22 protein-coding genes are annotated in these 26,157 nt (G+C 44.2%); 9 read left to right on the top strand and 13 right to left on the bottom strand.

Going from position 1 to position 26,157, the window contains the following annotated elements:
- Positions 1-146: 146 nt before the first annotated feature.
- From MZ182_RS16605 to cyaB, 4 genes are all read left to right on the top strand, one after another.
- Complete coding sequence (locus tag MZ182_RS16605) at positions 147-1,187, top strand: DUF3626 domain-containing protein (RefSeq protein WP_011919913.1); 1,041 nt, start codon at positions 147-149, stop codon at positions 1,185-1,187.
- Positions 1,188-1,381: 194 nt separating this feature from the next.
- On the top strand, positions 1,382-3,313 hold the full coding sequence (gene cydD, locus MZ182_RS16600) for a heme ABC transporter permease/ATP-binding protein CydD (RefSeq protein WP_248069141.1): 1,932 nt from the start codon (positions 1,382-1,384) through the stop codon (positions 3,311-3,313).
- Positions 3,310-5,061: a heme ABC transporter ATP-binding protein/permease CydC gene (gene cydC / locus MZ182_RS16595; RefSeq protein WP_248069144.1), complete on the top strand. Its 1,752-nt coding sequence runs from the start codon at positions 3,310-3,312 to the stop codon at positions 5,059-5,061. Before cydD ends, cydC begins: the two co-directional genes overlap by 4 nt.
- Positions 5,062-5,108: 47 nt before the next feature.
- A complete protein-coding gene (gene cyaB, locus MZ182_RS16590) occupies positions 5,109-5,702 on the top strand; it encodes a class IV adenylate cyclase (protein WP_248069147.1) in 594 nt (197 codons plus the stop codon).
- Between the two features lie 109 nt (positions 5,703-5,811).
- Here the strand turns inward: cyaB and MZ182_RS16585 are convergent, their stop codons facing one another.
- A complete protein-coding gene (locus MZ182_RS16585) occupies positions 5,812-5,988 on the bottom strand; it encodes a helix-turn-helix domain-containing protein (protein ID WP_011788218.1) in 177 nt (58 codons plus the stop codon).
- A gap of 97 nt (positions 5,989-6,085) precedes the next feature.
- Entirely contained in the window at positions 6,086-6,820 is a 735-nt protein-coding gene (locus MZ182_RS16580; RefSeq protein WP_014611248.1) for a DUF599 domain-containing protein, read from the bottom strand.
- 350 nt (positions 6,821-7,170) lie between these two features.
- On the opposite strand from MZ182_RS16580, the gene MZ182_RS16575 reads away from it, so the two are divergent.
- From MZ182_RS16575 to MZ182_RS16560, 4 genes are all read left to right on the top strand, one after another.
- Entirely contained in the window at positions 7,171-8,709 is a 1,539-nt protein-coding gene (locus tag MZ182_RS16575) for an OmpA family protein (RefSeq protein ID WP_248069152.1), read from the top strand.
- 22 nt (positions 8,710-8,731) lie between these two features.
- Positions 8,732-10,330 (top strand): hypothetical protein, encoded by a 1,599-nt coding sequence (locus MZ182_RS16570; protein ID WP_248069154.1) that lies wholly within the window; start codon positions 8,732-8,734, stop codon positions 10,328-10,330.
- Positions 10,330-11,184 carry a hypothetical protein gene (locus tag MZ182_RS16565; RefSeq protein ID WP_099457545.1) on the top strand — a complete coding sequence of 285 codons (855 nt, stop codon included), beginning with the start codon at positions 10,330-10,332 and terminating at the stop codon, positions 11,182-11,184. Before MZ182_RS16570 ends, MZ182_RS16565 begins: the two co-directional genes overlap by 1 nt.
- Before the next feature lie 141 nt (positions 11,185-11,325).
- Positions 11,326-12,051, top strand: a complete 726-nt coding sequence (locus tag MZ182_RS16560; protein ID WP_025007581.1) for a LemA family protein — start codon at positions 11,326-11,328, stop codon at positions 12,049-12,051.
- Positions 12,052-12,104: 53 nt separating this feature from the next.
- On the opposite strand, the gene putA is transcribed toward MZ182_RS16560, so the two are convergent.
- The 4 genes from putA to MZ182_RS16540 all read right to left on the bottom strand — a co-directional run bounded on the left by putA (position 12,105) and on the right by MZ182_RS16540 (position 18,287).
- Positions 12,105-15,299, bottom strand: coding sequence for a bifunctional proline dehydrogenase/L-glutamate gamma-semialdehyde dehydrogenase PutA (gene putA / locus MZ182_RS16555; protein WP_248069156.1), 3,195 nt, complete (start codon positions 15,297-15,299; stop codon positions 12,105-12,107).
- A gap of 247 nt (positions 15,300-15,546) precedes the next feature.
- Entirely contained in the window at positions 15,547-16,095 is a 549-nt protein-coding gene (locus MZ182_RS16550; RefSeq protein ID WP_011919912.1) for a TIGR04211 family SH3 domain-containing protein, read from the bottom strand.
- 196 nt (positions 16,096-16,291) lie between these two features.
- Positions 16,292-17,581, bottom strand: a complete 1,290-nt coding sequence (locus MZ182_RS16545; RefSeq protein ID WP_011788224.1) for an inorganic phosphate transporter — start codon at positions 17,579-17,581, stop codon at positions 16,292-16,294.
- A gap of 25 nt (positions 17,582-17,606) precedes the next feature.
- Positions 17,607-18,287 carry a TIGR00153 family protein gene (locus tag MZ182_RS16540; RefSeq protein WP_011788225.1) on the bottom strand — a complete coding sequence of 227 codons (681 nt, stop codon included), beginning with the start codon at positions 18,285-18,287 and terminating at the stop codon, positions 17,607-17,609.
- Positions 18,288-18,519: 232 nt separating this feature from the next.
- Between MZ182_RS16540 and MZ182_RS16535 the strand changes: the two genes are divergently transcribed.
- Positions 18,520-20,031 carry an inorganic triphosphatase gene (locus tag MZ182_RS16535; RefSeq protein WP_025007583.1) on the top strand — a complete coding sequence of 504 codons (1,512 nt, stop codon included), beginning with the start codon at positions 18,520-18,522 and terminating at the stop codon, positions 20,029-20,031.
- A 75-nt stretch (positions 20,032-20,106) separates the two neighbouring features.
- On the opposite strand, the gene MZ182_RS16530 is transcribed toward MZ182_RS16535, so the two are convergent.
- The 7 genes from MZ182_RS16530 to MZ182_RS16500 all read right to left on the bottom strand — a co-directional run bounded on the left by MZ182_RS16530 (position 20,107) and on the right by MZ182_RS16500 (position 26,155).
- Positions 20,107-20,928, bottom strand: a complete 822-nt coding sequence (locus tag MZ182_RS16530; RefSeq protein WP_248069167.1) for a potassium channel family protein — start codon at positions 20,926-20,928, stop codon at positions 20,107-20,109.
- Between the two features lie 142 nt (positions 20,929-21,070).
- Entirely contained in the window at positions 21,071-21,400 is a 330-nt protein-coding gene (locus MZ182_RS16525; RefSeq protein ID WP_011788228.1) for a hypothetical protein, read from the bottom strand.
- A 121-nt stretch (positions 21,401-21,521) separates the two neighbouring features.
- Positions 21,522-22,175 carry a DUF4178 domain-containing protein gene (locus MZ182_RS16520; protein ID WP_248069170.1) on the bottom strand — a complete coding sequence of 218 codons (654 nt, stop codon included), beginning with the start codon at positions 22,173-22,175 and terminating at the stop codon, positions 21,522-21,524.
- A 158-nt stretch (positions 22,176-22,333) separates the two neighbouring features.
- The gene (locus tag MZ182_RS16515) at positions 22,334-23,023 is read right to left on the bottom strand and encodes a PspA/IM30 family protein (RefSeq protein ID WP_011788230.1); all 690 of its coding nucleotides are present in this window, start codon (positions 23,021-23,023) and stop codon (positions 22,334-22,336) included.
- Between the two features lie 11 nt (positions 23,024-23,034).
- A complete protein-coding gene (locus MZ182_RS16510; protein WP_011788231.1) occupies positions 23,035-23,448 on the bottom strand; it encodes a YjfI family protein in 414 nt (137 codons plus the stop codon).
- A gap of 78 nt (positions 23,449-23,526) precedes the next feature.
- Positions 23,527-25,251, bottom strand: coding sequence for a polyamine aminopropyltransferase (locus MZ182_RS16505; protein ID WP_248069173.1), 1,725 nt, complete (start codon positions 25,249-25,251; stop codon positions 23,527-23,529).
- Positions 25,252-25,255: 4 nt separating this feature from the next.
- The gene (locus MZ182_RS16500; RefSeq protein WP_011919909.1) at positions 25,256-26,155 is read right to left on the bottom strand and encodes a DUF350 domain-containing protein; all 900 of its coding nucleotides are present in this window, start codon (positions 26,153-26,155) and stop codon (positions 25,256-25,258) included.
- Positions 26,156-26,157 lie beyond the last annotated feature (2 nt).

Raw genomic sequence — 26,157 nt, 5'->3', positions numbered from 1 at the left:
TGCAGCGATTTTATACCTAGGTTGAAATAAGTGGATATTTCCTAAGGTGAGATAGGGCTTGAGGTTGTGTTTCTTGATTGCCAAGCCATTTTACTTTTAGGATGGGATTTTCTTGAGTTGATTATACGCCTCATTACAGGTGGACTATGACAGCGATACAGCATATTGAACGCCTTGCACGAGGGCGAAGTGAGCAGGCCGTTGCCGTCATTAAAAACGTGCAACAGATGTCCAATATTCCTACGCATGAAATGCAGTTAGCACTTAAGCAATTAGTAAGCTGTGGCCGTGTCGCGTTACATTTTCATCCCGATAGAATTGATAGTCGCGGCATGACGGTAGCTGAAGGCTTGCTCCGAGATGGTCAATACCGTAGCCAGTTCGAGACTCATATTTCTAATGGTCAGTTATCCCCTGAATTAGGTGGCCCACGGGATCATTGGGAAAACCAACTCTTTGGCAATGTGTATAAAGGAACAAAATCCCGACCTAAATATGGCGCCTTAGATTTGAGCATGTGGCAGGATGGCCCAGCTCCTCGCTTTGGCAGTTGTTATTTCTTGACTCATACAGAAGTGATGTCTCGGGCTACCTTTTCCTACCTTGACTCATATCGCAATCCAAAGGAGAAGGGAACTTTAGGTTGTTTTGAGGATATTTTAGCAGCGCTGTTAACGGAAAGCTTTGAGCGTCACTATGCCTTAGGCAAAACTGACTTCAAGCCGCTGAATGTGATCCATTATTTGGGGCATCAACTCAATGCTTCTTTGATGTCACGGTTTGAGCGGCCACTATCAAGTAACCTCGATCATTATATTGAAGCGCAGATCCACGGTGATGTATCACTCGATGAGGATATCGCCATGCTGGTGGCTGATCCGAGTTTTAAGGGGACGGATATTGGCGACACTTTGAGTAAAATGTGTGATAGGTATGATATTGAACTGCAATATCACCAAGGTTTTAGCTTACATACGGAACAAATCCCAAGTGATTTTCGTGGACCTACTATGCCATCACTTGCTCGGTGTATTGCGATAGAAGACAGGGTTAATGCCTATGCTATTGGTGTTGCTGCGAGGGATTTATATCATTTCCCCCAACATTGGCGTGAACGCGGAAATCGCGCTCTGGTCGCCCATGAACTCAAATTGCTTTGGCATGTGTTAGTAAAATACGGTGCTTAATTTGTAAATTGTTAAATTATCTCGTTTTTGTGAATCGGTTAACAAAAGCCTCCTACAGGGTTTCATCTATTGCGGATGCCTGCGATACTGCGTTCCTATCGCAACTTTTTCTGTCTTGCAAGTGTCTTAAACTGAGTTGTTAGCCTAGCGAATGTCCAATGCAAATCGCTTAATCGTTGTCTTGTTGGAGCACCATGGATAAGTCCTTAGAAAAATCCCTTATTGTCTGGCTTAAGTCGCAAAAAAAAGCCTGTGGCTTGTTTCTTAAATTATCAGTATGGCTTGGGATGCTAAGTGCAATTGCTATGGTGGCTCAGGCGTTTATTATTGCCACTATTCTCGATGGCGTGATTATCGGTAATAAGCTTCTCCCCCTTGCGGATACAGCATCGTCCGTTGCCATTAATGCCAGCAGTTACATCCCCTATTTTATAGCCTTGATTGGCTTAATCTTGCTGCGATCATTGCTTGCCTATGGTCGTGAGCGGGCAAGTTTTGAGGCGGGCAAGCGTTTACGCAGCCATATACGTACGCAAGTTTTAGATAAACTCACTAAACTTGGCCCTGCATTCATTAAAGGTAAACCTGCGGGGAGTTGGGCCAGTATAGTCTTAGAGCAAGTTGAAGATTTACAAGACTTTTATGCCAGATATTTACCACAAATTACCTTAGCAGGATTTATCCCTATTCTGATCCTTGCAGCCGTTTTCCCTATTAACTGGGCCGCAGGTTTAATCCTATTGTTAACCGCTCCTTTAATTCCATTATTTATGATTTTGGTCGGTATGGGCGCCGCCGATGCTAATCGCAAGAACTTCAATGCATTGGCCAGACTAAGTGGACATTTTATGGATAGATTAAAAGGTTTAAGCACCTTGAAACTATTCCACCGTGGTGATGCAGAACTTAAGGTGATCGCTAAAGCGTCAGAGGAGTTTCGCAGTCGCACTATGTCGGTACTGCGCATGGCTTTTTTAAGCTCGGCGGTATTAGAGTTTTTTGCAGCGGTATCGATTGCGGTATTAGCGGTTTACTTTGGTTTTAGTTATTTGGGTCACTTAGATTTTGGCTATTACGGTGCGCACGCCAATATCACTACCGATACGAGTTCTGAGCTAGGTGGTATTCCGTTTAGCTTGTTTACGGGTTTGTTTATTCTGATCTTAGCCCCTGAGTTTTATCAACCGCTGCGGGATATGGGCACCCATTATCATGCTAAGGCGCAGGCCATTGGTGCTGCCGAAGCCTTAATCACCTTACTTGAACATCCAGAATCTGAGACCACAGGCAAGATGAGTCTAAAGGGTATCGATACTGTTAAAGGGGGCAATCTTGAAGTCTTTAGTATTGATGGTACGCGATTATTAGGCCCTGTGAGTTTTGAGCTAAAAGCTAATGACCGCTTAGCATTAGTGGGACCAAGCGGAGCGGGTAAAACCAGTTTACTCAATGCCTTACTGGGATTTTTACCCTACAAAGGGCATTTACTGATCAATGGATATGAGTTATCTGCAATCGATCTTGCCAGTCTGCGACAGCATTTAGCTTGGCTTGGGCAGGAGCCGCAGTTATTTCACGGTACAGTGCGTGACAACGTCGCATTGGCTGATACTTCAATGACGGATGAGCAGATTTGGGATTTGTTAACTAAGGCCAATATCGCTGAATATGTTAAGGCACAAACCTTAGGTTTAGATTCGCCTATCGGTGAGCAATCTTCGGGTTTATCCGTTGGTCAAGCTCAGCGGCTCGCCCTCGCCAGAGCCTTAGGGCAAAAAGCAAGTCTATTTGTACTTGATGAACCTACCGCAAGTTTGGATAGCCAGAGTGAGCAGCTAGTGAGTTCAACCCTTAATCAGGCGATGCTAGGTAAGATGTGTATTATGGTGACCCACAGGTTAGATCAACTAGATCAAATGGATACTATTCTTGTGCTCGATAAGGGCTTAATCGTACAACAGGGTAATTTTGCATCCTTATCTACAAGTGATGGGTTATTTCGAACTATGTTGCGTGAGAATGTAGAGTCTATTGCGGATATCGAGCTTGTGCCTTTAGATGCGATCACCCAAGAAGGAGCTTCATTCGATGGTGTTCTAGATACGGCCAAAGGAGCTGGCCAATGAAAGTGCTGACCCCTTTTATTCGTCTGTTCTCGCGTCAATGGTTGATGATGTCCGTAGGTTTGCTGCTAACGCTGATCACCTTAATGGCTGGCATAGGGTTACTGTCACTGTCAGGTTGGTTTCTTTCGGCCACCGCAGTAGCAGGTTTAACCATAGTCACCTCCCAAGCATTCAACTTTTTTACCCCTGCTGGTGGAGTGCGTTTCCTCTCCATTGCTCGCACAGCGAGTCGCTATGGTGAGCGTTTAGCGACCCATGAGGCAACCTTTAAGTTACTAACTGAGCTTCGGGTTTGGGCGTGGCGCAAACTTTTGCCCCTAAGCGCTAAGAATTTACAAGGGCTTCGCCGTGGTGACATGCTTAACCGCTTAGTTGCCGATATCGATACCCTCGATCATTTATATCTACGGCTCCTCACGCCCATGGCGGCGTCATTGATGATGACGGGGCTTTTGTATCTATTCTTAGCTTGGTTCGACGCTAAACTTGCGCTGAGTTTATGTTTATTCTTGGTTGTCGTTTGGTTGGTAATGCCCTTGCTGTTTTACCGACTGGGACATCAACCGAGCAGAACTATGCTTGAGACTAAGCGTCATTATCGGGTGCAGTTACTGGATATGTTACAAGGCCAAGCCGAACTCAGCCTATTTGGTGCGAACGACAGATATCGGCAGAGGCTCAATCAAGCAGAGGAAAGTCTGTTTAAAAGCCAGAGCGCGATGGCCAATATTACGGCACTCAGCCAAGCCATGTTGATCCTCTCCACGGGTTCGGCCCTTATTATGATGCTGTATTTAGCTGCCAATGGGGTGGGTGATGCCGTGCCGCCGGGGCCCATGTTCGCACTGATGGTGTTTGCGACCATGGCGTGTATTGAAATGATGATGCCAATTGCTGGCGCATTTCAGCATCTTTCGGGCTGTGTACTTGCCGCAACGCGGATTAATGAAATCACCGAACAAGAGGCTGATATTCAATTTGTTGCCGATAATGGCCTTCGGGCACATTCAGGCGCATTACAGATTGAAGATATTCACTTTGGTTATAGGGAAGGCCAAAGCGTGCTACAAGGTTTGTCCCTTGAGATAAAAGCCGGACAAAAAGTGGCGCTATTGGGGGCTACGGGGTGTGGTAAATCGAGTCTATTAGCGTTGATTACCCGTGAATGGCAAGCGCAGCAAGGGGATATTAAGCTTGATGGTCATCTACTGTCAGACTATAGCGAGCGTGGTCTTAGGGATGCGATAACCGTCGTCAGTCAGCGGATCTATCTGTTTGCGGGTACGCTGAGGGAAAACCTCGTGCTCGCCTTACCTGTTATTGATGGTGAAAAACGCACCGCCCACGACGCGCGCTTGATTGAGGTATTGCAACGTGTAGGGCTAGGTGCGTTGCTCACGGGTGATAAGCCGCTGGATATGTGGATTGGTGAAGGTGGGCGCCAACTGTCAGGGGGCGAGCAGCGCCGTATTGGTGTCGCAAGGGCGCTGTTGCGTGATGCACCACTGTTATTGTTAGATGAGCCGACAGAAGGACTGGATAAACGCACTGAACGGGAAGTTTTAAGTTTACTATTTGAATTTGCTAAGGATAAAACCTTATTAATGATTAGCCATCGTTTGACTGCGATGGCGAAGATGGATCAAATTCATCTGCTGGATGGGGGCAAGATTATTGCCTCAGGTAGCCACCAAAGTTTGATGCAAAACTGCCCTGCCTATCAGACCCTTTACAAGCGTCTTGGTTAGTCATCTTTAGTCGGCCGTTATTTGCGTTAAACACAGAGGCAAATTTTATGAATAGTGTGATACCTGAAAGTCTTGCACCACAAATCGATGCCCATTTTAATGGCAAGTTTGAGGTAGAACTTAAGTATCGATTGACCGATCGCGAAATGTTTTGGGCGCGGTTACATGCCAAATCTCCCGAGGTGATGCTTGAGGATAACCTTGAGCATGATTGTTACTTTGACTCGCCTTCAGCGTCTTTAAAATCTGAACATAAGAGCTTATGCATCCGTGAGATGCAGCCTTCTGGCATTATGCTGTGGATAGTGAAAGGCCCAGAAAAGGACCGCTGCGAAGCCGTGAATATTACTGATGCGACTAAAGCCAAGAGTATGTTGCATACCTTAGGCTTTGAGTGTGTGCTCGAAATGAAAAAGCGCCGCAGTATTTATTTTCTCGGTGAGTTTCACCTGACAGTCGATCATCTTGAAGGTCTGGGGGATTTTGCTGAGTTGGCAATAATGACTAATGATGAATCCTTATTAGCCATGTATGAAGTTAAGTTATTGCAACTTGCTGAAGATTTAGGACTGAGTGAAACACAGCGAGAGTTTTTATCTTACCGTGAACTAAAGCAAGCACTGAACCTAAGGACATTTTGAGTTAAGTTAAGGATGCTTGCGAGGATAAAATCAAATCCTTTTGGATTTATACTCCGTGTTGCTGTGTATCGCGTAGCAGTGGCTATTCAAATTAAGGAAAGCGTGAAAGCTAACCTAAGCGTTGAGAAAAAGCCAAATAACGTTTTACTTCTGCTTCAGGAAATTTCAATTCACCATTTTCTTGAACACTGGAAAGCAAATTTTCCCGTGCATAGCGTTTAATGGTCGTTGGGGTTTTATCCAGCATTTTGCAAACTTCATCTAAGGTTAATAATTGCTCACTCATGGCGTACTCTCATATGTTGGTTGAAATATAACTACAAGAGTATAGGACAAGAATAAAACCACAGTGCTTAACTGCTCGCACTGTGGTGTTCATGGAGTCAGCTTTGTTGGCGTTTGGCCTCGCGAGTTTCATACTCCGCACCTAAATGCCCCTTTGCTGCGGTAATTGCCATCACTGCGCGAGACTTAAATTCGCGGCGATATAAAGTAATAACCACAAATAAGCTAGCTGAAATAAAGAGGGTAGGGTGAACAAACCAGCAAAGCACCGCCATGGAGAAGTAATAGGCCCGTAGACCATAGTTATAGGAATGGGCGGCCTGATCTTGCACTGTGGCCATCTGCCTTGCATAGCCCCTAAGATTTTCGTTTGAACCATCAGCATCTAATGGGCCCGCACCAATCATGACGTTTACAAAGCCATATTGGCGCATTGACCAAGTGAATTGGAAAAAGGCCATCACAAAGATCCCAACAAGTAGAGCTAGCTTAACTTGCACCAGTGCATGATTGGGTGGCGCGGCAAAAGGGATGGTCGCAATAACACTTTCAAGACGCTCTACTTGCGCAAATAAGGTCAGTACACCCGCGAGTACAAACAGCGTCGTTGACGCAAAAAATGCAATATTGCGCTCAAGGTTCGCCAGTAGCGCAGCATCACCTACGCGTACACCACGGGTCATCACTTCAAGCATCCAATAAATCCTGTGCTTGTGTAATCCACGGGCGATGCAGTTAGTATCCCTTGCTTTACGCCGCGCAAAAGCGGTATAGCCAGCCCAAGAAACGATAAACCATATCAATGCAGAAATATCCAATAACGAGAATGTCATAGCTACCTTAGAGTTAGGTTAGAAGTGTAGTAATGCGTATGTGTGGATTTCAATTAGCAGATTATGCGGGGAGAGAAATACTGGGCGCAACTTAGAAAAACACTTTAATGATAATTTTTATGAATAGTGATTGTTTGTTCACAATCGGAAAAATGAACTTTGTTATTGGTTATCGTAAATGGCTTAGATGAGCTATTGCCTGTAAGGGTTTACATTATCTTCGCTGAATTAATATTTTGGTTACATGAGTATCAACTTTAGATTGACATTCAAAAGGTAATTTCTTCTAATTCTTAAGTTAATTTTCACATACCAAATCAAATTCTTAAATTTTAACGTTAGGGATGACTATGACGTCTAATTTCAAGCCCATAGCAGTAGCAGTCGTTACCGCATTATCATTAAGTAGTTGTGCAATTACGCAATCTGTAGAGGAGAATAAAGAGACGGTTATAGGCTGTGCCATCGGTACTGGTTTAGGGGTACTCATCGGTAATTATTTGGGTGGAAAAAAGGGGATGGCTTATGGCGGTGCTGCTGGTGCTGCGATTGGTTGTACTGTGGGCTACGATTTTCAAAAGAAGCGTGAAGCACTGGAAGCATTAGCGAAAACTGAAAATCTCGATATTCAATTCACTTCAATCAGCACATCCACCAATGCAGATAACCAACAAAATAGCTTATTGATCAGTGCTAATAATCAAGCTATGTCAAAGGAAGATCAGGAAAAATATGCGGATTATCAAGTCGTAGGTATGGCTGCGACAATTTCTAGCACCGATGAAATGATGTTTGGCTCAGGCTCAGCGGAAGCGACAGCACAGGCAAAAAAGAAATTTCAAAAATTAGCCGCTATCTATAAAGATTCTAAACAGAATATCCTTATTACAGGTCACACCGATGCCAGTGGCAGTGAATCGTTGAATCAGACGTTAAGCGAAGCGCGTGCGCGTTATGTTGCCACGCTCTTTAATCAGGCTGGCGTTCCGACAGAAAGATTATTTTTCCAAGGTGCAGGTGAATCACAACCTGTTGCGGCCAACACCGATGAAGCTGGTAAGGCTAAAAATCGTCGGGTGGAAATTGTTGAAATTGAGGGTAAGCCAGATCAGCTTCTGGCTTATTCTAACAAACAAAAAACTAATCTCAGTTATTTATCTCGTCGCTCCCAGGATAAGGTTGCCACGGTCAAGCCGAGTGAAACCACCGCAAAATCTGTTGATGTTGCAAGTAAAGATGCACAAATCACCATGACGCAATCTGAGATGGTGCAATTAATTGAGCCTGTAAAGCAGCAAAAGGCTTTAGTGGATTTTGGAGGCCAAAAAATGACGGATCCATCGACTAACTTTGCTCAATTGGTCGGAACGAAAAAAGAAAGTGGATTTGCCTTATTTAGTAATGCCTATGCATCTGAAATATCGAGCCTTAACTGTGCCGTCGAAGGGCCAAGAGTGGCTGGAGACGTGAAAAGTTTAGCGACGGGTGAGAGTTATAATCGCCAAGATTACAATACTGCTGATTATTTACCAGGGATGAATGGTACGGTTTGGGTCAATAAAGTGAATGGTCACTACATTGGTTTGTCCCCAGTTGCTGTGATTAAAGATAGCGGCACGGCCGTTGCGGCGCCTAAAGTGAATATTTGGAAAAACTATAAGGGGGCAAGTCAAGAAGCGCCTAGTTATGAGCTATCAAGCCATGTTGAAACCTATTATGGCGATAGGGGGTTGTTATATCGGATTTTTACCACAGATAAAGATTCTCCAGTACGTTGCATGGATGTGGTGATGCCGATTGACAGATCGACCACAGCGATAGCGGGTAAGTTGTATTACGAAAAAAATAAGACCGTTTATGAAGCAGGTTTTGAACCTAAATTGTTATAAGCAATACGCTTAGGAGTGGGAAATGGATTTTATATCTATGCTGTTTAACGAGTACCGTGCACTTGTTGTGTTACTGCTCTCTATGATGGCGTTAATCGTGACGATTACGATTTGGTGGGATCAAGTGAGTTTTTGGTGGCTTAATACCTGGTATGCCTTTCCGTTAATAGGTAAGGAAAGTCGCTTGGCAAAAGATTATGAAACCCAAGTTAAAAATTACGATAAAGAGTGGCTCAATAGTGAGGTCGCATTATGTGCCGATTTCGCTGCCCACTATGAAAAAGTCAATAAAGACGAGGAGCTCTTTAGTAAGAGTCAGGATTACTTAGGTAAAGTGACTGAAAATGGGCGCAATAATTTACATATTTTTGGTTGGATACTCATTGCCGCTTTAGTGTTTGTTGAAGCGATGGGGTTCAGTTATGTACTTTCTGGTTTTACGATCCCCGGTGCTTCTGAAAAACTGCAACAGCAAGGTGCTGTCGGTATCGCTTTTATCATCTCAGTTTTATTGGTAGGTTTAACGCATTTTACTGGACATGAGTTACACGCTAACTCATTAATTAAAAAAGCCAAAGTATGGTGGAAAAATGCTAAAAACCGCGATAAGTCAACCCCAGAACTCGCACCCAATACTCGGATTAATTTAGATAAAACCTTCGAGGATGACGACGAGCCTCAATACAAGCAGCTGATTAACCGAATTTCAACTAATGCAGAGGTAAAGCCGCGTTATTTAATCACGACCATTACCGCGGTGGCGATTATCGTGATTGCAGTACTTGCAACCTATGTCCGTGGTCAAGTATTAGAAAAAATGCACATTGATGAGGTAAACCTCAAACAGTCAAGTGGACTTTATCAAGAGCAAGATCCATATGCGGAAGCCGCTCCTGCTATGTTAGTGCAAGAGGCTAAAAACGCGGATGATAAAGCGGGTAATGATTTATGGGAGCGTGAACAAAAAGGAGGATGGGGAACATTTATCTTCTTAGCTTTCCTATTTGTTTTACTACAGATTTTTGGCATTTTAATTGGCTTTAAAACTGGGTTTGCGGGTAAGCATTCTAAAGATGCACGTAAGGAAATCGGTAACTTTAAGAGTGAACGTGAATTTAAGACTCACTATTCTCGTTTAAAGCAGCAAGTTGCGCGAGTAGCCCAAAAACGCCTCACTAACTTACAGCAAAGAATGAATCAAAAGGCCGAAGTCAATTGCCAAGATCCTAAGGTGTTAGAGATGCTTGAAGGTTGTGGAAGTCGTTCATTCCTTACCTATATGGAAGATTTAGGCAATGCTGAAAATCGATATAATCAATCGGTACGTTTACGTGAGCATCAAACTATTACTAACCACCAAACGATGAAAAGTGCCACCGTTGTGACATCAAATACAGTGACGGATATTGAAACCCCTGAGGCGATGGAGGCCAGATTAAAAGCTGAAATGATTGCTGATGCGAAAGCTAAAAAAGCCGCGGAAGCCGAAACTCCAGAACAGGCAGAGCAACGCATTCGTCAGGAGTTACTGGCAGAGATGGCACAGCAGAAAAAGGTTGTCGAAACAGAAGAGCAAATGCGGGAGCGTTTACGCAAAGAGTTGCTTGGAGAATTAAGCTAATGGCTCGAATGACAAAACTCGCTCGGTTTATGCGGGGTGGTTTATTTAGCGCACTTGTCTTAGCGGTGTGTGTGCCAGCAGTGGCAGCCGAAAGAAATGACATTAAGAGCTGCTACGACTTCGCAAAAATCGAACCGTCGACGGCTAAGGTTGTTTCTGGCCGCCATTTATTTGTTGCCGTTGATGGTACGTTTTCACCGGACATTAATATTAAGAAGTTAGTCCATGAAAAAGTGCACCTCTTTTTGCAACCTGGGGATAAAATCACCATTATCAGCTTTAGTGCTTATGTGAAGGATTTTTATACTGATGTGTTATTCAGTGGAAGATTAGACACAGATATTGCAGATAGAGATGATGTTTCCAAAAAGAGTTTAATGACCTTCGATAACTGCATGGCGAAACAGACTCAATTTGTGAAAACTAAAGTCGACGCCCATATCAAAAATGCTTTTAAACCTCATGATGCGGATGTACCTAAAACAGAGATAATTACCAATTTATCTCAGGTGATTGCCCCACAAGTAGCGGTCAATCATGCAGAACGACGTGTGCTGTTACTGGTTTCTGATATGGTTGAAAATTCCGATGTCACCAGTTTTTACAGTAAAAACACCTTGAAAGTGATTGCGCCCGAGCAAGAGATGCAGAAAGTCCAAAAAGCCAATATGTTAAGTGATTTTAAGCAAGCGGACATCTACGTATTGGGCGCGGGTTGGGTGCCAGCGACATCGAAAGGATTTAGAGGTGGTCAAGTCATGCTCCCGCTGAAACAGTTTTGGCAGCAGTACTTTGAGGCATCCAATGCTCAGTTAAAGGAATTTGGACAACCAGTATTAATGAGTGATATGTAATAAAAAAGCCAGATTCGGTCTGGCTTTTAGTATGTGTAATTGTAGAGCTATATTGTTATTTCAAAAAATGGCTTATTTAATCTATTAAGATGAGGCTATGACTTCATAGCCTCATAGTTGATTTTATTTTAAGGATATTTAATGGACATTATCTTGATCTTATTTGTGCTGTTTTGTGCATTTGCTATTTGGTCAATTTTTACCTACAACTCGTTGCAATCTAAAAAGCAATCTCTGGTTGAACAAGCCTCCAATATTCAGGTTTCTTTGCAAAAGCGAAGAGATTTGGCATCAAGAGTGATCGATATTGCACAAGGTTTCGGCGATCATGAAAAGTTAACACATCTTAAAATATCAGCAGATCAACAGGCCAGTACCCAGTCTTTGGCTGCGTTGTCACAAAGCTTCCCTGAGTTGAAAGCAAATGAAACCTATTCCAAGCTTATGAAGCAGTTGGAAGATTTAGAAGATAACATTGCGGCGAAACGTGAGACTTATAATAAGCATGTGAATATTTACAATAGTTACCGCTCTAGCTTTCCCACCATGTTAGTGGCAAATAAGCTGAGTTTTGATTCCGCACCTTATTACAATGCTGATAACGAGGATACCTTGAGCTCTCTAGCGATTTTCAATCGTGATGATTCGGAAGCAGTGAAAAATTTGATCAACACCTCGTCACAAACCTTGAAGTCCTCTGCAAAATACCTCAAAGCCTCTGCGACCACGCATATAGAGAATGCTAAACAATCGGAAACGTTTAAGTCAGTTGTTGATCAAGGTGATATAGCCATTACTAAGGTAGTTGAAGCTGCTAAAACAAAGATAGAAAAAAAGGAATCAGCCGCAGCAGAGAAAGAAGCCTAATAAAAAAGCCAGACACGGTCTGGCTTTTGTTCAACTCTCACTGGTGAAAGATATTATTCTTCACTATCACCCAGTGACAGCAATGTCGCATTACCACCGATGGCGGTGATGTTATTGGTGCGGGTCTTTTCAGTCACAAAACGGGTTAGGTAGTGTGGGCCACCGGCTTTCGGGCCTGTGCCTGACAGGCCTTGACCACCGAAAGGCTGTACGCCAACCACAGCGCCGATTTGGTTACGGTTGATATACACGTTACCCACGTTAACCTTGTCAGCTACTTCGAGGGCATGGCCTTCGTTACGGCTGTGGATGCCTAAGGTTAAGCCAAAGCCCGTGCTGTTGATTTCATCGATCACTTTGCCAAGATCTGCCGCTTTATAACGGATCACATGCAGGATTGGGCCAAAGTGTTCTTTCTCAAGCACTTTAATTGAATCGATTTCAACCGCGGTTGGCGACACGAAGTGACCGTTCTCAGTGCCCGCAGGCAGTGGCATTTGCTTGATAAGCTTACCGACTTGTTTGATATGGTCGATGTGGGCATCTAAGTTAGCTTTGGCTGTGGCGTCAATCACTGGGCCTACGTCGGTTTTCACTGAACTTGGGTTGCCAATCACTAATTCATCCATAGCACCTTGCAGCACGTCGATCACGCGATCAGCGATATCTTCTTGGAGGAAGAGTACGCGCAGCGCCGAGCAGCGTTGGCCCGCACTGGTGAATGACGATGAAACCACATCGTTCACTACTTGCTCAGGTTGAGAGGTTGAGTCCACCACCATGGCATTTTGACCGCCAGTTTCGGCGATTAATGGAATAATCGCGCCTTCGCGGTTGGCAAGTGTGCGGTTAATCAGTTTTGCTGTGCCAGTTGAACCAGTAAAGCATACACCACCGATACGTTCATCGGCCGTAATTGCGCTACCCACAGTCGCACCAGTACCCGGTAGGAATTGCAGCACCTCGACAGGAATACCTGCTTGGTGTGCGAGTTGCACCGCACGGTAACCAATAATCGAGGTTTGCTCCGCAGGTTTTGCGATGACTGTGTTACCCGCCGCTAATGCCGCAGACACTTGGCCTAAGAAGATAGCCAATGGGAAGTTCCATGGGCTGATACAGACGAACACACCGCGGCCTTGGAGGAACAGTTCGTTCAGTTCACCCGTTGGGCCAGGAAGCAGTTCAGGTTTTGCCATCATTTTCTTGGCTTGCACTGCGTAGTAACGACAGAAATCAACGGCTTCACGCACTTCGTCGATACCGTCTTGAATGCTCTTTCCCGCTTCACGGGTACAAAGCGCGATCAATTCTTCACGGTTTTCTTCTAATAAATCCGCTAACTTTTGCAGTGCAGATGCACGGGTTTCTACTGGCGTACGTGCCCAAGAGGTAAATGCCGCTTCGGCGGATGCCAGTGCTTGTTCGATAGCAGCTTTATCTGCAAAGGCCACTTGACCCACGGTTTGAGTGGTATCGTATGGGCTAACAACCGTTTTATGTTCACCAGTTAAGGTTTTACCGTTAACCAGAGGGCCCGCTTGCCATTGGGTATTTTTAAATTTGTCTAAGGCTGCGAAGAATGGCTCAGATTCGGAAATGATGTTCATATTGAGTCCCTTGGAATTTTTGCGATCACTACCGAAAATGTCAGTAGGTAAAACGATTCTGTTGTTAGCCAGGGTTTTATAGCCCGTCAGTGTTGTTAGCGGATGTACCACTAATGACTCGATGGGGATTTTAGGATCGACTAGTTTGTGGACGAACGAAGTATTCGCGCCGTTTTCCAGCAGGCGACGGACTAAGTAGGGCAGCAGATCTTTATGGGCACCGATAGGCGCATAGATACGTACCGCTTTCGCGCCAGCTTCCGATAAAATAGTGTCGTACAGTTCTTGTCCCATGCCGTGTAAGCGTTGGAACTCATGGTTACGATCGCCCGCCATATCGGAAATCGCCGCCACGGTTTGCGCATTGTGGCTAGCAAATTGTGGGTAGATAGCACCACGAGTCGCATCCGATAACAGGTAACGTGCACAGGCTAAGTAAGATACGTCGGTACCGGCTTTACGAGTGTAGAGAGGATAAGCGGCTTCGCCAGCTTGCTGCGCCCATTTAAGTTCGCTATCCCAATAGGCACCTTTTACCAGACGCACTGGGATTTCATCGCCTTGCTCTTTCGCCAAGCGAGTTAACCATACCAGCACAGGCAGGGCGCGCTTAGAGTAAGCTTGAACAACGATACCCAGTAATCCCCAGCCCTTAGTGGCTTCAGAATTAAACAGTTTTTGGAACAGTTTCAGTGATAACTCGAGGCGATCGACTTCTTCAGCATCGATAGATATACCGATATTTAAGCCACGTGCCAGCTTAATCAGGCGAATCACTGTATCGTACAGCTCAGTTAAAACACGATCTTCATTGGCCACTTCGTAACGTGGGTGCAGTGCCGATAGTTTGATGGAGATAGTTGGGCGCGGTGATTCATTTTCGTTATAGCTTTGAGCACCGAGTTCGGTTATCGCATTAGCGTAATCGGTATAGTATTTATCGGCATCTTTGCGAGTTAACGCCGCTTCGCCCAGCATATCGTAGGAATGGGTATAACCTAACTTACGTTTGTCTTCGCTGTTTTTCAGGGCTTCTTTCATCGTGCGGCCAAGGACAAACTGTTTACCCATGATCTTCATCGCTGCCATCATGGCCTGACGGATCACGGGTTCACCCAAGCGATTAACTAAACGGCTGAGTAGGCTGCTTGGGGTGCCATCGAGTTTTTTATCTAAACTAACAATTTTCCCCGTGAGCATTAGGCCCCAAGTCGATGCGTTAACCAGCACTGAGTCACTTTTACTCATATGCTCATCCCACTTAGCGCCTGAAAGCTTATCTTCAATCAGCGCATCTGCGGTGGCGGCATCGGGAATACGCAATAGCGCTTCGGCTAAGCACATCAGGATAATGCCTTCCTGTGTTTCTAGGCTGTATTGCTGCAGGAAGGCATCAATGCCAACCATTAAGCCTTTTTTCTCAAATTGACGAACCTTGTTGACCAGTTCATGGGCTCGACGAGTGACACGCTCTATGGCTTCATCACTGGAGGGCACTAGTTTGATTAGCTCTGACAAGTATTGTTCTTCATCGACAATGTAGTTGTCGCTGATAGCTTTGAACAGTTCGTCGAGATTGGCAGAATCGTAGCGGCCTGCCAGCACTTCACTCGCTTTGAACATAGTTATCGCTTCCATCTTGGCCGTTATTGGGGCGCTATTGTTGAAACAAATAGGGAGGCGCGAAACGCATTTGATATTTTGTATACAATATGAAGGTTTGCGCGCGCAGATTATACAAGCAAAATGTGACGGACAACACTATCGAGTGGAAGAATGTGAAGAATGTTTAACTGAGGCGTAAATGAATTGATGTAACGCTTAATTGACAAAAAGCCAGTGGTTTAAAACACTGGCTTTTTGCTCGATATTGATAGGTCCAGAATTACATCCAACGTTTTTTATTACGACGTTGTGGTCTGGGGAGATAGACTAAAATCATACCCGCAATTAACCCCGCACCTGCAATCAATCCACCCTGACGCCACAATTCGAAGCGCTCATCTTGGGCGCTTCGATCAACAGCGACTTTTAAATTATCCCGTTCTTTAATTGTTTGTTCCAAGGTATTTTCCAGCTCACTCAGCTTGGCTTTTAATTCGATAACCTCACCAGCATGGTTATCTTTTGAATTAAACACCTCTGCTAATTCCGCCTTTGCTTTAGCTAATTCATCTTTTAAGACTGGTACTTGCTCACGGAAACTTTGAGTCGAGCTAATTAAATTGGTAAGTACCCAACCTTCTCGGCCTTTGTGATCAATTATTTTTGAATAATCACCTTGGGTTTCATTTAAAAAGGTAACAGGTTGACCCGCTTCAATGGAACCTAAAATACGATAATCTGTACTTGGACCATTTAAAAGATAAAGAAACACGTTATCCGAGATGTAGCGGGATTGGCCTTCGGCCAGCAGGTTGGGAGATAGCAACATCATTCCCACCAGAGTCAGGAGTCTTAACACTTTTGTATTCTCATCAACGAAATAGTGAACACATGCTATGGATTTGATGCCTGCAATGCAAGAGGGAAGTCATAGACTTCCCTCAACTTTGCGGCATCCATGCTAGCTATTCCTGTTTGTTTTATGCTTTTCTACAATTTGAAAGTTGTAGACGCTTTACATCTTCTTAATTAAAGATACCTTTAATAATAAAGAAGAAGACAATTGATAGACCCGCACCAGCAGGTAAAGTTACAACCCAAGATACAACAATATTGCGTACTACACCGAGATTAATCGCCGCAATACCACGTGCCATGCCTACGCCTAAAACTGCGCCCACTAAGGTTTGCGTAGTTGAAATAGGTAAACCAGTACCGGATGCAATAACGACTGTTGAGGCGGCTGCTAACTCAGCAGCAAAACCACGGCTTGGTGTTAAGTGAGTAATGTTTTTACCGATAGTTTGCATTACACGCTTACCGAAGATCGCTAAGCCCATCACAATACCCACAGCACCAAGGGGTAAAATCCACCAGACTAAAGCAGATTTAGCAGCAATCTCACCGCCACTATTCACAACAGAAACGACAGCCGCTAATGGGCCAATGGCATTTGCGACATCGTTCGAACCATGGGCAAAAGCCATACAACAAGCGGTAACGACCATAAGAATAGCAAACACTTTCTCAACGTTAGCGTACATTGTTTGACGGCTGGTTTTATCACTCATTTTTAAACGAGAAATTGCTACCTTACCGAAAAGACCCACAGCTATCGCTACTGCGCCGGCTAACAAATAGGCATCAGCACCTTTTAGGTTGATACCTACATGGCTTAATCCCTTCAAAATAGTCACTAATGCCATGATAAAGCCTGCAAATGCCATATAGAAAGGCACATAGCGTTTTGCATTGCTCAGAGGATCATCAGTGTTAAAAATGAGTTTTTGGGTGCTTTGGAACAGGATAAATGCGATAAAACCAGAAATTGCAGGGGTAACGACCCATGAGCCAACAATTCCGCCTACTTTATCCCAAGAGACCGAATCACTCCCGACACCTACCGCAGCAAAGCCGATAATGGCGCCAACGATAGAGTGAGTTGTTGATACTGGCCAGCCTAGGGCTGAAGCCACGACTAGCCAAATACCTGCAGCAAGCAGCGAACCTATCATACCGTAAACCAGTAATTCAGGCGTGTCCGTGAAGTAATTGGGATCGATAATTCCGTTACGTATCGTACTGGTGACTTCGCCACCGGCTAAATAAGCACCCGCGAATTCGAAAATCATCGCGATAATAATCGCTTGTTTTATCGTGATTGCATTTGAACCGACGGAGGTTCCCATCGCATTAGCAACGTCATTCGCGCCAATACCCCACGCCATGAGAAAACCAAATGCAGCCGCAACGGCAATAAGCCACGGGCCATTGGTGACTAAAACGTTAGCCACCTCAATACCTGCATCAACCATATTGATACCTTGATAACCTTATTTGTTAAACGCGAGCCAGCATAAGCTCAAGACGCGAACCGACGCGTTCGGCGAGATCTGCAAGACCACCGACCCATTCAATCGTTTTGTAGAGGAACATCACATCGACAGGATTCAATTCAGATTCCAAGGTAAATAACTGACGGCGTAACTGAATTTGTAGATCATCAGTGTCTTCTTCGATGATATCGAGTTCGTTGATCATTTTTGCCACTAAATCCACTTCACGACCGCGGAAACCTGTTTCTAATAGATCTTCGAGTTCGTTAATGACTTCTTTTGCTAAACCTACTGCATCGATACAACGTTGTAGATAAGCAATAAAAGGGACTTGCATGACCTGAGGGATTAACAGTTGACGGCCGATTACACGACCAGAGATATCTTTTGCTTTATTAGCGATTTTGTCTTGTTGAGTTAAAAGTTCCAATAAATCAGTGCGTTCTACCGGCATAAACAAACCGCTTGGCAGAGTGAGGCGAATTTCACGTTTCAGCGAGTCACCTTGCTTTTCTGCTAAACTAATTTGCTTGCGTAGTTGAACTGCACTATCCCAGTTACCTGTGATAGTGGCTTCGAAAAAGGGGACCAGTAACGATGCGCAATCGTAGACTTTGTCCATGTGCTCTTGAAGAGGCTTAATTGGCGATTTTGCAAACACGCCCAAAATAGAGTTTACTGGCATTGCCGTTTACCTATTTAGATTGTTCCATGATTGGAAAAAGCGGGCGCATGTTAACCTATGCGTCCGCGTATTGAAACTGTGTTTTTTGAAGAAAAAACCACAGCTTTATTCTAACGGGTTATATACCAACTGCAAAACCAAATCCTACGGGTTTTTTATGACACATTTGTGACATTATGAACCAAAAATGACGCATTGATGAATATTTGATGACAAAATGAGCGGTTACGCAATGAGTGCTGAGATAGAATTAAAACTGTTTTTCCTGCCTAAATATCAAGATTTCCTGATAAATAAATTAGATAGCCTCGATAACGCTATCCCTCAGGGCCAACGCCGTTTGGTCAATGGCTACTTCGATACTCCTGATTTACAGTTGCGAAAATGGCACATGGGATTAAGAGTACGAGGCTACGATGCGCATAAAGAACAAACCATCAAAACTGCAGGGCAAGTGGTGGGCGGGATCCATTCCCGCCCAGAGTATAATGTCACTATTGAGGGGGATAGCCCTGATTTAAGTCTATTCCCTGCTGAAATTTGGCCTGTAGATGCGGATTTGCTCACAACTCAGGCCCAACTTTCCTGTGTATTTCACACCGATTTTTATCGCCGAGCTTGGCATATTCAGGTTGGTGGTAGCTTAGTTGAAGTGGCGTTGGACACCGGAGAAATTACTGCGAATGGTAAGCAGGAAGCTTTGTGTGAATTAGAGTTTGAGCTACTCAGTGGTGAAACACAGGCTTTACTTACTCTTGCTTCTGAAGTCGCCAATGTTGTTCCTGTTCGTTTGGGCAAAGCGAGTAAAGCGCAGCGGGGATATCATCTTGCGGGCAAATCTACGCCATTGGCTTTAAGTGCGTTAGCATTTTTGCCTCTGCCAACCCCGGAGGAGGTGAATCTTCATCAATCCCATCAGCAAGCATTAATGACTACTTGTCAGGTTTTACTTGAGACAGCACTCGAGCGTTGGCAACTCCTAGAAGGCATGATTGCAGAAGAGCAAGATAACGAAGCCTGTGTGGCGCTTTGGTGGCGGATGAGAGCTTGTATTCGCTTGCTACGAATGACCTTAAATCAGTTTGGGTTACTTGATGTCAGATTGTCACATCTGTTTACCCATATAGAAAAGCAATTAGCTTTTATTGAAGAAGCGCAATCCCTGACGGCATTGCTCGGCAGTCAAAAATGTTTAATGACAAAGCTGACGGACAATATGGCACTGACACGGCAACTACAGATACGATTAGCCGCGCTTAAGTTGGCTGAACAGTTGCCCTTGTTATGGCAGCAAGTTGAATATGGTCAATTGCAGTTAGCTATTGTTGATATTTTACTTGGTATCAGTGCTGGGCGTATTCCATTAATGGGTAGGTTAGATTTGCGGCAGCACGCTGACTGTGTTCAGCAAGCCTCCTGGCAGGCGATACTCGATATTATGTCGCCTGATAAGTCGATGGATTGTGATGACTATTTGCGGGTATCTCCTGTTTTGGATGAAGGGCTACTTGTTGGGCAGGTATATGGCAGTTTGTACGAGGCTGAATCTCGCGACGCTTTTCGGGCCCCTTGGCAGGATCTTGTACTTGGAGTTAAAACATTAGCTAACTATCGCGTCTTAAATTTGACCGCACAGCAGCTAGGTATTGATTTAAGTGAGTGGCTTGAAGATAAACAGCAAAGCTTATTATTTGCGATGGAATCATCAAGACGTAATGCTATGCAGCAAAAAACATATTGGTAGCAGAGCGCAGTTTAGGTGGGTAAAAGGGCTTAAAATTGAGCCCTTTTTATTGAGATGTTTTCAAACAGAAAATTATCATTTTTTATTTTCTAAGGCTTGTCTTAACTCTGTAATTTGCTGCAACATTTTAGTCTGATTTTCTTCAATTTGCTTTTGGTTATCTTCCATCCTAAGGAGTGCGAGTTCAAGCTCAGACTTAATTTCGGCCTTATGGGCATCCTGACGTTCTTGCTGCTCTGTTTCATCGGGTGCGACAAATACCGATGCCATATAACCTGAAATAACCCCGAAGAAACTGACGCCGCTAACAATAACCAGACCACCAACAATATGCCCGACTGTACTTACCGGATAATAATCTCCGTAACCTACGGTAGAAATAGTCACTAGAGCCCACCAAATCGCCTGTTCAGCCGTTTGAATATTGGCACCTTCAGTGCCACTTTCAACAATTAAAATAATGATGGAAGCGAAGGTAAGTATTGTTACCATGGCAACTAATAGACTGGCTAAGGTGGCTTGTTTTCGTTGTTTTATCAGCGGTAATAGCAGTGAGCTACTCATGCGGATCAAACGGATCACTCGTAGGATCTGGAAAACACGCGCGATACGTAGTGCTTCTATTGCTGGAATGCTTGCAATAAAGTCAATCCAGTGATGGCGTAGATAAAACGTCTTATTGCGAGCACGGAATAAACCCACAAAAAAGTTGGTCATAAAAATCAGACAGACACTGGTATCAATAAAAAAGAGTAAACGATAGGTTTCAGTGTCGAGTCGGACAAAGGTCATGACGAGGACGATGATCACCGACAGTAGGGATAACAACATCATCGCCAGCTCAATAGGTGATGGGCCATTAAGCGAACGGAGCGACCATGGTGTTTTATCTGTCATGGTAAACATGATCCCTTTAAAGTGCGATAAATCTCTAAAGTAAAAGACTTTATGCTACGAGTAAATTGTGTTTGTGATAAATGGCGTCTTTATCACTTAGCAGACTGTGCCTGTCATCAAATCATTGTCAAGGTAGGATGTGCTAGGTCTTATCCACAAAATGCACTAGATCATCGAGTACACGACGTTTTATCTCAAGTTGCGCCTCAGCACTTAGCCCATATTTTTTGGCGAGTTGAACATAGTCATCGGCATTGAGTGATACGGTGAGGCGTGGTCGGGTCGGGCGTTTGGATACACTTAAACCTAAAATGGTACGGATTTGGTCAGAAGGACTCACACCTGCATCGAGTGCCGCTTTACGGATGGAGTATTGAAATTTTTCATCAAGATCAAAAGCGACTTGAGTTGCTTTTGCCGCCTGTTGATTTTTTAGCCATTGTTCGGGAAGTGGATTTTTTGTTTTACTCATTGCGTATTACCTATTGCTATCAACTGGTTGCATCACGCTTTCACGCTGGCGTTAATTATACAAGGAGTGTATTGAGATTAGCGATAAAGTGCGTGCCACGCACTTTATCTTATTCTAGCCGCTACTTACTAGGCCAGTATTCCCTAATATCAGTAAGAGGGCGGTATAGGGTCAATACCACATCGGTATCGCCACCTTCATAAACTTCAATTTCGATTGCACGGCTCTCATCATCATTGAGTAGCAAGTAATATTCAAAAGGTTCGCCCGTATTGCCATTAGCATCTTGGGGTGGTTTTAGGCCTCGGTAATCTTCGCGGTGGAAATAACCAAAGGCGGCAAAAGTCACTTGATGGTATTGCTTTCCAAGCCATTGCTCAAGTTGAGTATTAAGTTCAGATGATAATACCCGAGTGGCTAATTCGGCGTGTCCAGGCTCATCGAATATGGTGCTAAATTGTTCTAAATCAAAGATCTGTTCAACTTGGTTACGGGTGATCTTAATGGACAACGCGAGGTAGGTTTCATCGTCTTCTTCAATACTTAAATAAATGGTATCGCTACCATGCCCCTTAAGCACCCATTCGGCTTGTTGGCTACGCTCGAACTCATAGGTGTTAACAGCTTCGACTTTAAGCTGTTGACCTCGTAATTGTGTTGGTAGGGCAAAACTATCATCCATTGAGATCATATCGCCCACATTAAGCTGGGATGGATGATTGAGCTCACGTTGTGGTGGCGTTTTTGTACCAAAAATACTGTTAAAAAATCCCATATTCACTCCTGCTGACTTTGCCTGTGTGCTGCGTGATAAGCGAATAGCTGCGGATAATCACTGACGAAGGTGAGCTTATTTAATGGTTGAAACAAAAAATGCCGAGTTCAATAGGGGGTGATGATCCCATCGATACTCGGCATTCGGTCACTCTTTACTTAGCTTTTGCGAGCCTTGATCCTGTCAAGTACTGCATTTGCATTGGATTTTTGCTCACCGATGCCAGCTTCAGCTAACTTAGCTTGCAGTGATTTATCGCTGCTTTCTTCAGCTAAAGTTTCTGCGGCTTTTAGCCTGTCATCAAACTGTTGTTGACGTGCTTTGATACGCTCTAATGAATCTTTTGCATTCAGCAGTTTAGAGTTGCTTGAAGCAAAAGAGTCGGTAATCGTTGCCGTGGCTTTTTGAACGCTTTCAGTGGTTTTAACCATGCTCAACTGACGTTGATAATCAGACAGTTGGCGTTCGGTTTTTTTCACTAAGTCTTTCAAGCGTGCAGCATGGGCACTAAAGCTATCGTTTGCACTTTGTTGCTCGGATAACTCTTGATCCAACTGTGCAATCTTCTCTGCAATTTCAATCGCAAGAGGTTCATTACCTTTATCCAGCGCTTGAGTTGCATAGCCTTCGTGTTCAGCAATAGAACGCTTCAAACGATCGATTTCACGACTGGCCTGCATTTCTTTTGCCATCACATCGGTCAGTTCGCGTTTAGCGTTGGTTAAGTGTTTTTCGGCGTCACGGATTTCCTGCTCGAAAATACGGGTTGAGTTTGCGTCAACGATGCTTTGGCCAACTTCGGTGGCACCACCGCGAAACGCTGTTAAAATTTTATTCAGAATGCCCATTTTGTGGCTCCTTATTTTAGATAGTCGACCAATTCATCAATAACTTCTAAACAGTTATCAGATAAAACTGCTAATTCTTGCTCTATTTCAAGCATGCTAGATTGTAGTGATAGCGCGCCGTAAACTACGTATTTGTCATCGATTTTTGCAAAAGCTGACAAAGGCATTGGAATGTTGAGCTCTAGCATAGTTTCAAACATTTCACTGCGACGTTCTTGGTTTACTTCATTCTCGCCCCACAGGTAACTGATGCAGAGAATTTGGTTATCCGTTACCGATACGAATACCGGGATTTCTTCACGGCCGACCACATTCACTTGCAACACTTCTACTTCGCCATCAATCGGATAACAATCAAATTGAAAGCCTGTTTGGCTGTTATTGCCAAGACTGTTGAGGTGATTGGCAAGGGTATGGATATTCATATTTGTCCTTATTGACATATTATGTCTGTGTTCAAAGATAGCACCAAGACATAATATGTCAAGCACTATCTTTCTCCGTTAAAAAAGATCAATTCCTTGGTTTTCAGACCAAGCCTGTAAATGGTAGTGGTACAACTGTAATGAGCCTAATTCATTGGGTTTTATATTGACAGCATCCAGATAAAAGTTAGCTGGAAACTCAAATGCGCCCTTCACAAGTCCTAATGTGAGCCAATCATCTTTGATAGGGAATTCCGTTAACTGCGCAAGCCTGTACTGTGCATCCCGTCCACCAGCGGTAGCAATGCTCCATCCCCATTCGCCAAAGCTGGGGACATTATGGTGATATTGCTTAACGTCAAATCCTGCTACAACTAAGGTTTTTGCCACTGAAATAAAGGCCTTAGGAGCATGATAAGGCGAGGTTGACTGTACAGTCAGTGCGCCATCACTGCTCATTAGTTCCTTTAATTTACGGTAGAAATAATCTGAGTACAGCTTATTGAGATCGGGGTGGCTCGGGTCGGGTAAGTCCACAATAATGGCATCGTATTTCACGCCTGTGGCAATTAGTTTATCGACGCCGTTAAAGGCATCATCATTGATGATTGTGACACGGGGATCATTCAGTGCGTCGCCATTTAATGCCAGCATAGCTTGAGTTAAATTTGCAGGCATATCTGTATCGGGTGACTTAAATAACTTAACCAGATCAGCATCAAGATCGAGTAGGGTAACCTGCTCCGGTTGCCAACGCAGTACCTGTTTTAATCCAAGCCCGTCACCACCGCCAATAATGAGTACTTTGTTATGGCGGGCACTGGCGGCGAGTGTGGGATGCACGAGAAATGTATGGTAGATGTGCTCATCTATGCTCGAAAATTGTAAACGGCCATTGATATATAAAGCATATACAGGTGCTAATCCATTACCCCGTAGGCGTTCAGTAAACGTCAGTTGTTGGAATCGAGTTGCCTTGCTATAAACCACTTTATCTTTATAAAGCAGATTGTTAAATTCTTGCTCCCAGCGTGGGCCGTGTATCGCTAACACCAACAAGACGCCTGTGACAACAAGATGCCCGATTAACAGCAGTTTAGCTTGGCGGATTTTCGGCCAGAATCGCCAGATAAACACAAAACCCGCTAATAGGTTAAAACTGGCGGTTAAGGCGGCGGCGAGCTGAATATCAATGGCAAGCATAAAACCCACCCAAATGGCGGCACCTATGCCTGCACCTATGTAATCAGCACCATAAATAGTGCCAGCATTATGGAGCAAATGTTCATCAGAAAGGGATTGGCGTACCCTTGCGATAAGGGGGATTTCCATACCAATCATCAAGCCTAGCAACACACCCCACATATAGGGTAAGTATTCACTGAGTTTTTGCAGCGTACCTATCACACCGCCATCCGGTAATTGATCCGGTGGTAACCCTAATGTGCTTGCAATGATTAAAGGCAGTTGTTGACCAAAACCAATCACCGCCGCGGTGATTAAAATGGCGAGTGAGCCACAAAGTGCGACGGTGAGTTCTAATATGACAAAACCTGTAAAGGCATCTCGGATTTTACGTGCAGCAAAGGCCCCCAATCCCATAGAAACGATCATCAAGCCAATCATAGTGTAGATGGCGGCTTCTAACGCCCCTAAAATACGCCCCGCATAATGTGACAGTAGATATTCGTAAATCAGGCCGCAGCCTGCTAATACGGCCATAATGCCCAATAATAGGACATCGTCAAACCAACCTAAGCGGCTAGGTTTAGCCGCTAAGGGAGCTAAACTGTTTTCTTGCATTCGATTAGGCCATCAGTGCCGTAAGAATAAGCGCGATAGCGATACTGATCGCCATTTCTACTGCAGCAATACCAATATTGTGCTGTCTTTCCACTTCATTAGCCAAATCGATGCGAGCCAAGACTAATTTTTTCACCACAAATATCAGTAGTGAAAGCACAATCAGCATAATGATTGAAAATACCAACCAGCCAATCACATTTGTTACGTATGCTGTTGGATTAAAAATAATAAAATGACTTGCGGCATTAAAGCTCAATGCCATTGCAATCATGTAGCCCGCGTGGCGAATCGCCAGCGCAGTGTGCCCTTGTTCGAGCGCATGTTGCATAGAAGAGTCTTGGTTGCGGCTTGCAAAACGGTTTTCACGCCAGCGAGTCAGTAATACTAGCATTAATTGCGAAATCGCAAATGCACTGAAAATTGCGATGAAAGTATCGACCGTTAAATCCTCAGCCCAGAGCAAAACAGCGCGGATAATAATGGCGGTCGCAATGGCGGCGCTTGCATCAACGATGGCAACAGAAATATTTCCTTTAATGATTTGCTGATTTTTATCCAGTTCATTTAAGGCGATTTTATCGTGCAAAAAACGTCCGAGCTTGATTAGTACTAAACCAAACAGTCCATAGGCGCTCATGCCTATCGCCTCGGTCATATAGGAGTGAGCTGCAGCCCCTGTTATTGCCCCAGTTAATACAATGCCGAGAGCAGCAACTGCGCCAGCGGTACTGATACCAAAGGCAAAATTATCTCGCTCGGCGAGTTCTTTACTGCTATTAACTTTTACACTCCAGCCTTGTAAATAACGCATTAAGGTTAGCAAGATAACTGCAATAGTAAGATCGATAGCGAGTATCGTGACTAGCTCTGATGTGATACCGAAATCCTGAAATAGTGTCATTG

The organism is Shewanella sp. JNE2, from assembly GCF_023159115.1.
Classification (GTDB): Bacteria; Pseudomonadota; Gammaproteobacteria; order Enterobacterales; family Shewanellaceae; genus Shewanella; species Shewanella putrefaciens.
Note: the sequence above shows the minus strand (reverse complement) of the source record. Positions and strands in the feature narration are given on the sequence as shown.

What these genes read in the sequence shown, in the direction of transcription:
- MZ182_RS16605 (WP_011919913.1), top strand. Translation starts at nt 147, where the DNA reads ATGACAGCGATACAGCATATTGAACGCCTTGCACGAGGGCGAAGTGAG.
- cydD (WP_248069141.1), top strand. Translation starts at nt 1,382, where the DNA reads ATGGATAAGTCCTTAGAAAAATCCCTTATTGTCTGGCTTAAGTCGCAA.
- cydC (WP_248069144.1), top strand. Translation starts at nt 3,310, where the DNA reads ATGAAAGTGCTGACCCCTTTTATTCGTCTGTTCTCGCGTCAATGGTTG.
- cyaB (WP_248069147.1), top strand. Translation starts at nt 5,109, where the DNA reads ATGAATAGTGTGATACCTGAAAGTCTTGCACCACAAATCGATGCCCAT.
- MZ182_RS16585 (WP_011788218.1), bottom strand. Translation starts at nt 5,988, where the DNA reads ATGAGTGAGCAATTATTAACCTTAGATGAAGTTTGCAAAATGCTGGAT.
- MZ182_RS16580 (WP_014611248.1), bottom strand. Translation starts at nt 6,820, where the DNA reads ATGACATTCTCGTTATTGGATATTTCTGCATTGATATGGTTTATCGTT.
- MZ182_RS16575 (WP_248069152.1), top strand. Translation starts at nt 7,171, where the DNA reads ATGACGTCTAATTTCAAGCCCATAGCAGTAGCAGTCGTTACCGCATTA.
- MZ182_RS16570 (WP_248069154.1), top strand. Translation starts at nt 8,732, where the DNA reads ATGGATTTTATATCTATGCTGTTTAACGAGTACCGTGCACTTGTTGTG.
- MZ182_RS16565 (WP_099457545.1), top strand. Translation starts at nt 10,330, where the DNA reads ATGGCTCGAATGACAAAACTCGCTCGGTTTATGCGGGGTGGTTTATTT.
- MZ182_RS16560 (WP_025007581.1), top strand. Translation starts at nt 11,326, where the DNA reads ATGGACATTATCTTGATCTTATTTGTGCTGTTTTGTGCATTTGCTATT.
- putA (WP_248069156.1), bottom strand. Translation starts at nt 15,299, where the DNA reads ATGGAAGCGATAACTATGTTCAAAGCGAGTGAAGTGCTGGCAGGCCGC.
- MZ182_RS16550 (WP_011919912.1), bottom strand. Translation starts at nt 16,095, where the DNA reads ATGTTGCTATCTCCCAACCTGCTGGCCGAAGGCCAATCCCGCTACATC.
- MZ182_RS16545 (WP_011788224.1), bottom strand. Translation starts at nt 17,581, where the DNA reads ATGGTTGATGCAGGTATTGAGGTGGCTAACGTTTTAGTCACCAATGGC.
- MZ182_RS16540 (WP_011788225.1), bottom strand. Translation starts at nt 18,287, where the DNA reads ATGCCAGTAAACTCTATTTTGGGCGTGTTTGCAAAATCGCCAATTAAG.
- MZ182_RS16535 (WP_025007583.1), top strand. Translation starts at nt 18,520, where the DNA reads ATGAGTGCTGAGATAGAATTAAAACTGTTTTTCCTGCCTAAATATCAA.
- MZ182_RS16530 (WP_248069167.1), bottom strand. Translation starts at nt 20,928, where the DNA reads ATGACAGATAAAACACCATGGTCGCTCCGTTCGCTTAATGGCCCATCA.
- MZ182_RS16525 (WP_011788228.1), bottom strand. Translation starts at nt 21,400, where the DNA reads ATGAGTAAAACAAAAAATCCACTTCCCGAACAATGGCTAAAAAATCAA.
- MZ182_RS16520 (WP_248069170.1), bottom strand. Translation starts at nt 22,175, where the DNA reads ATGGGATTTTTTAACAGTATTTTTGGTACAAAAACGCCACCACAACGT.
- MZ182_RS16515 (WP_011788230.1), bottom strand. Translation starts at nt 23,023, where the DNA reads ATGGGCATTCTGAATAAAATTTTAACAGCGTTTCGCGGTGGTGCCACC.
- MZ182_RS16510 (WP_011788231.1), bottom strand. Translation starts at nt 23,448, where the DNA reads ATGAATATCCATACCCTTGCCAATCACCTCAACAGTCTTGGCAATAAC.
- MZ182_RS16505 (WP_248069173.1), bottom strand. Translation starts at nt 25,251, where the DNA reads ATGCAAGAAAACAGTTTAGCTCCCTTAGCGGCTAAACCTAGCCGCTTA.
- MZ182_RS16500 (WP_011919909.1), bottom strand. Translation starts at nt 26,155, where the DNA reads ATGACACTATTTCAGGATTTCGGTATCACATCAGAGCTAGTCACGATA.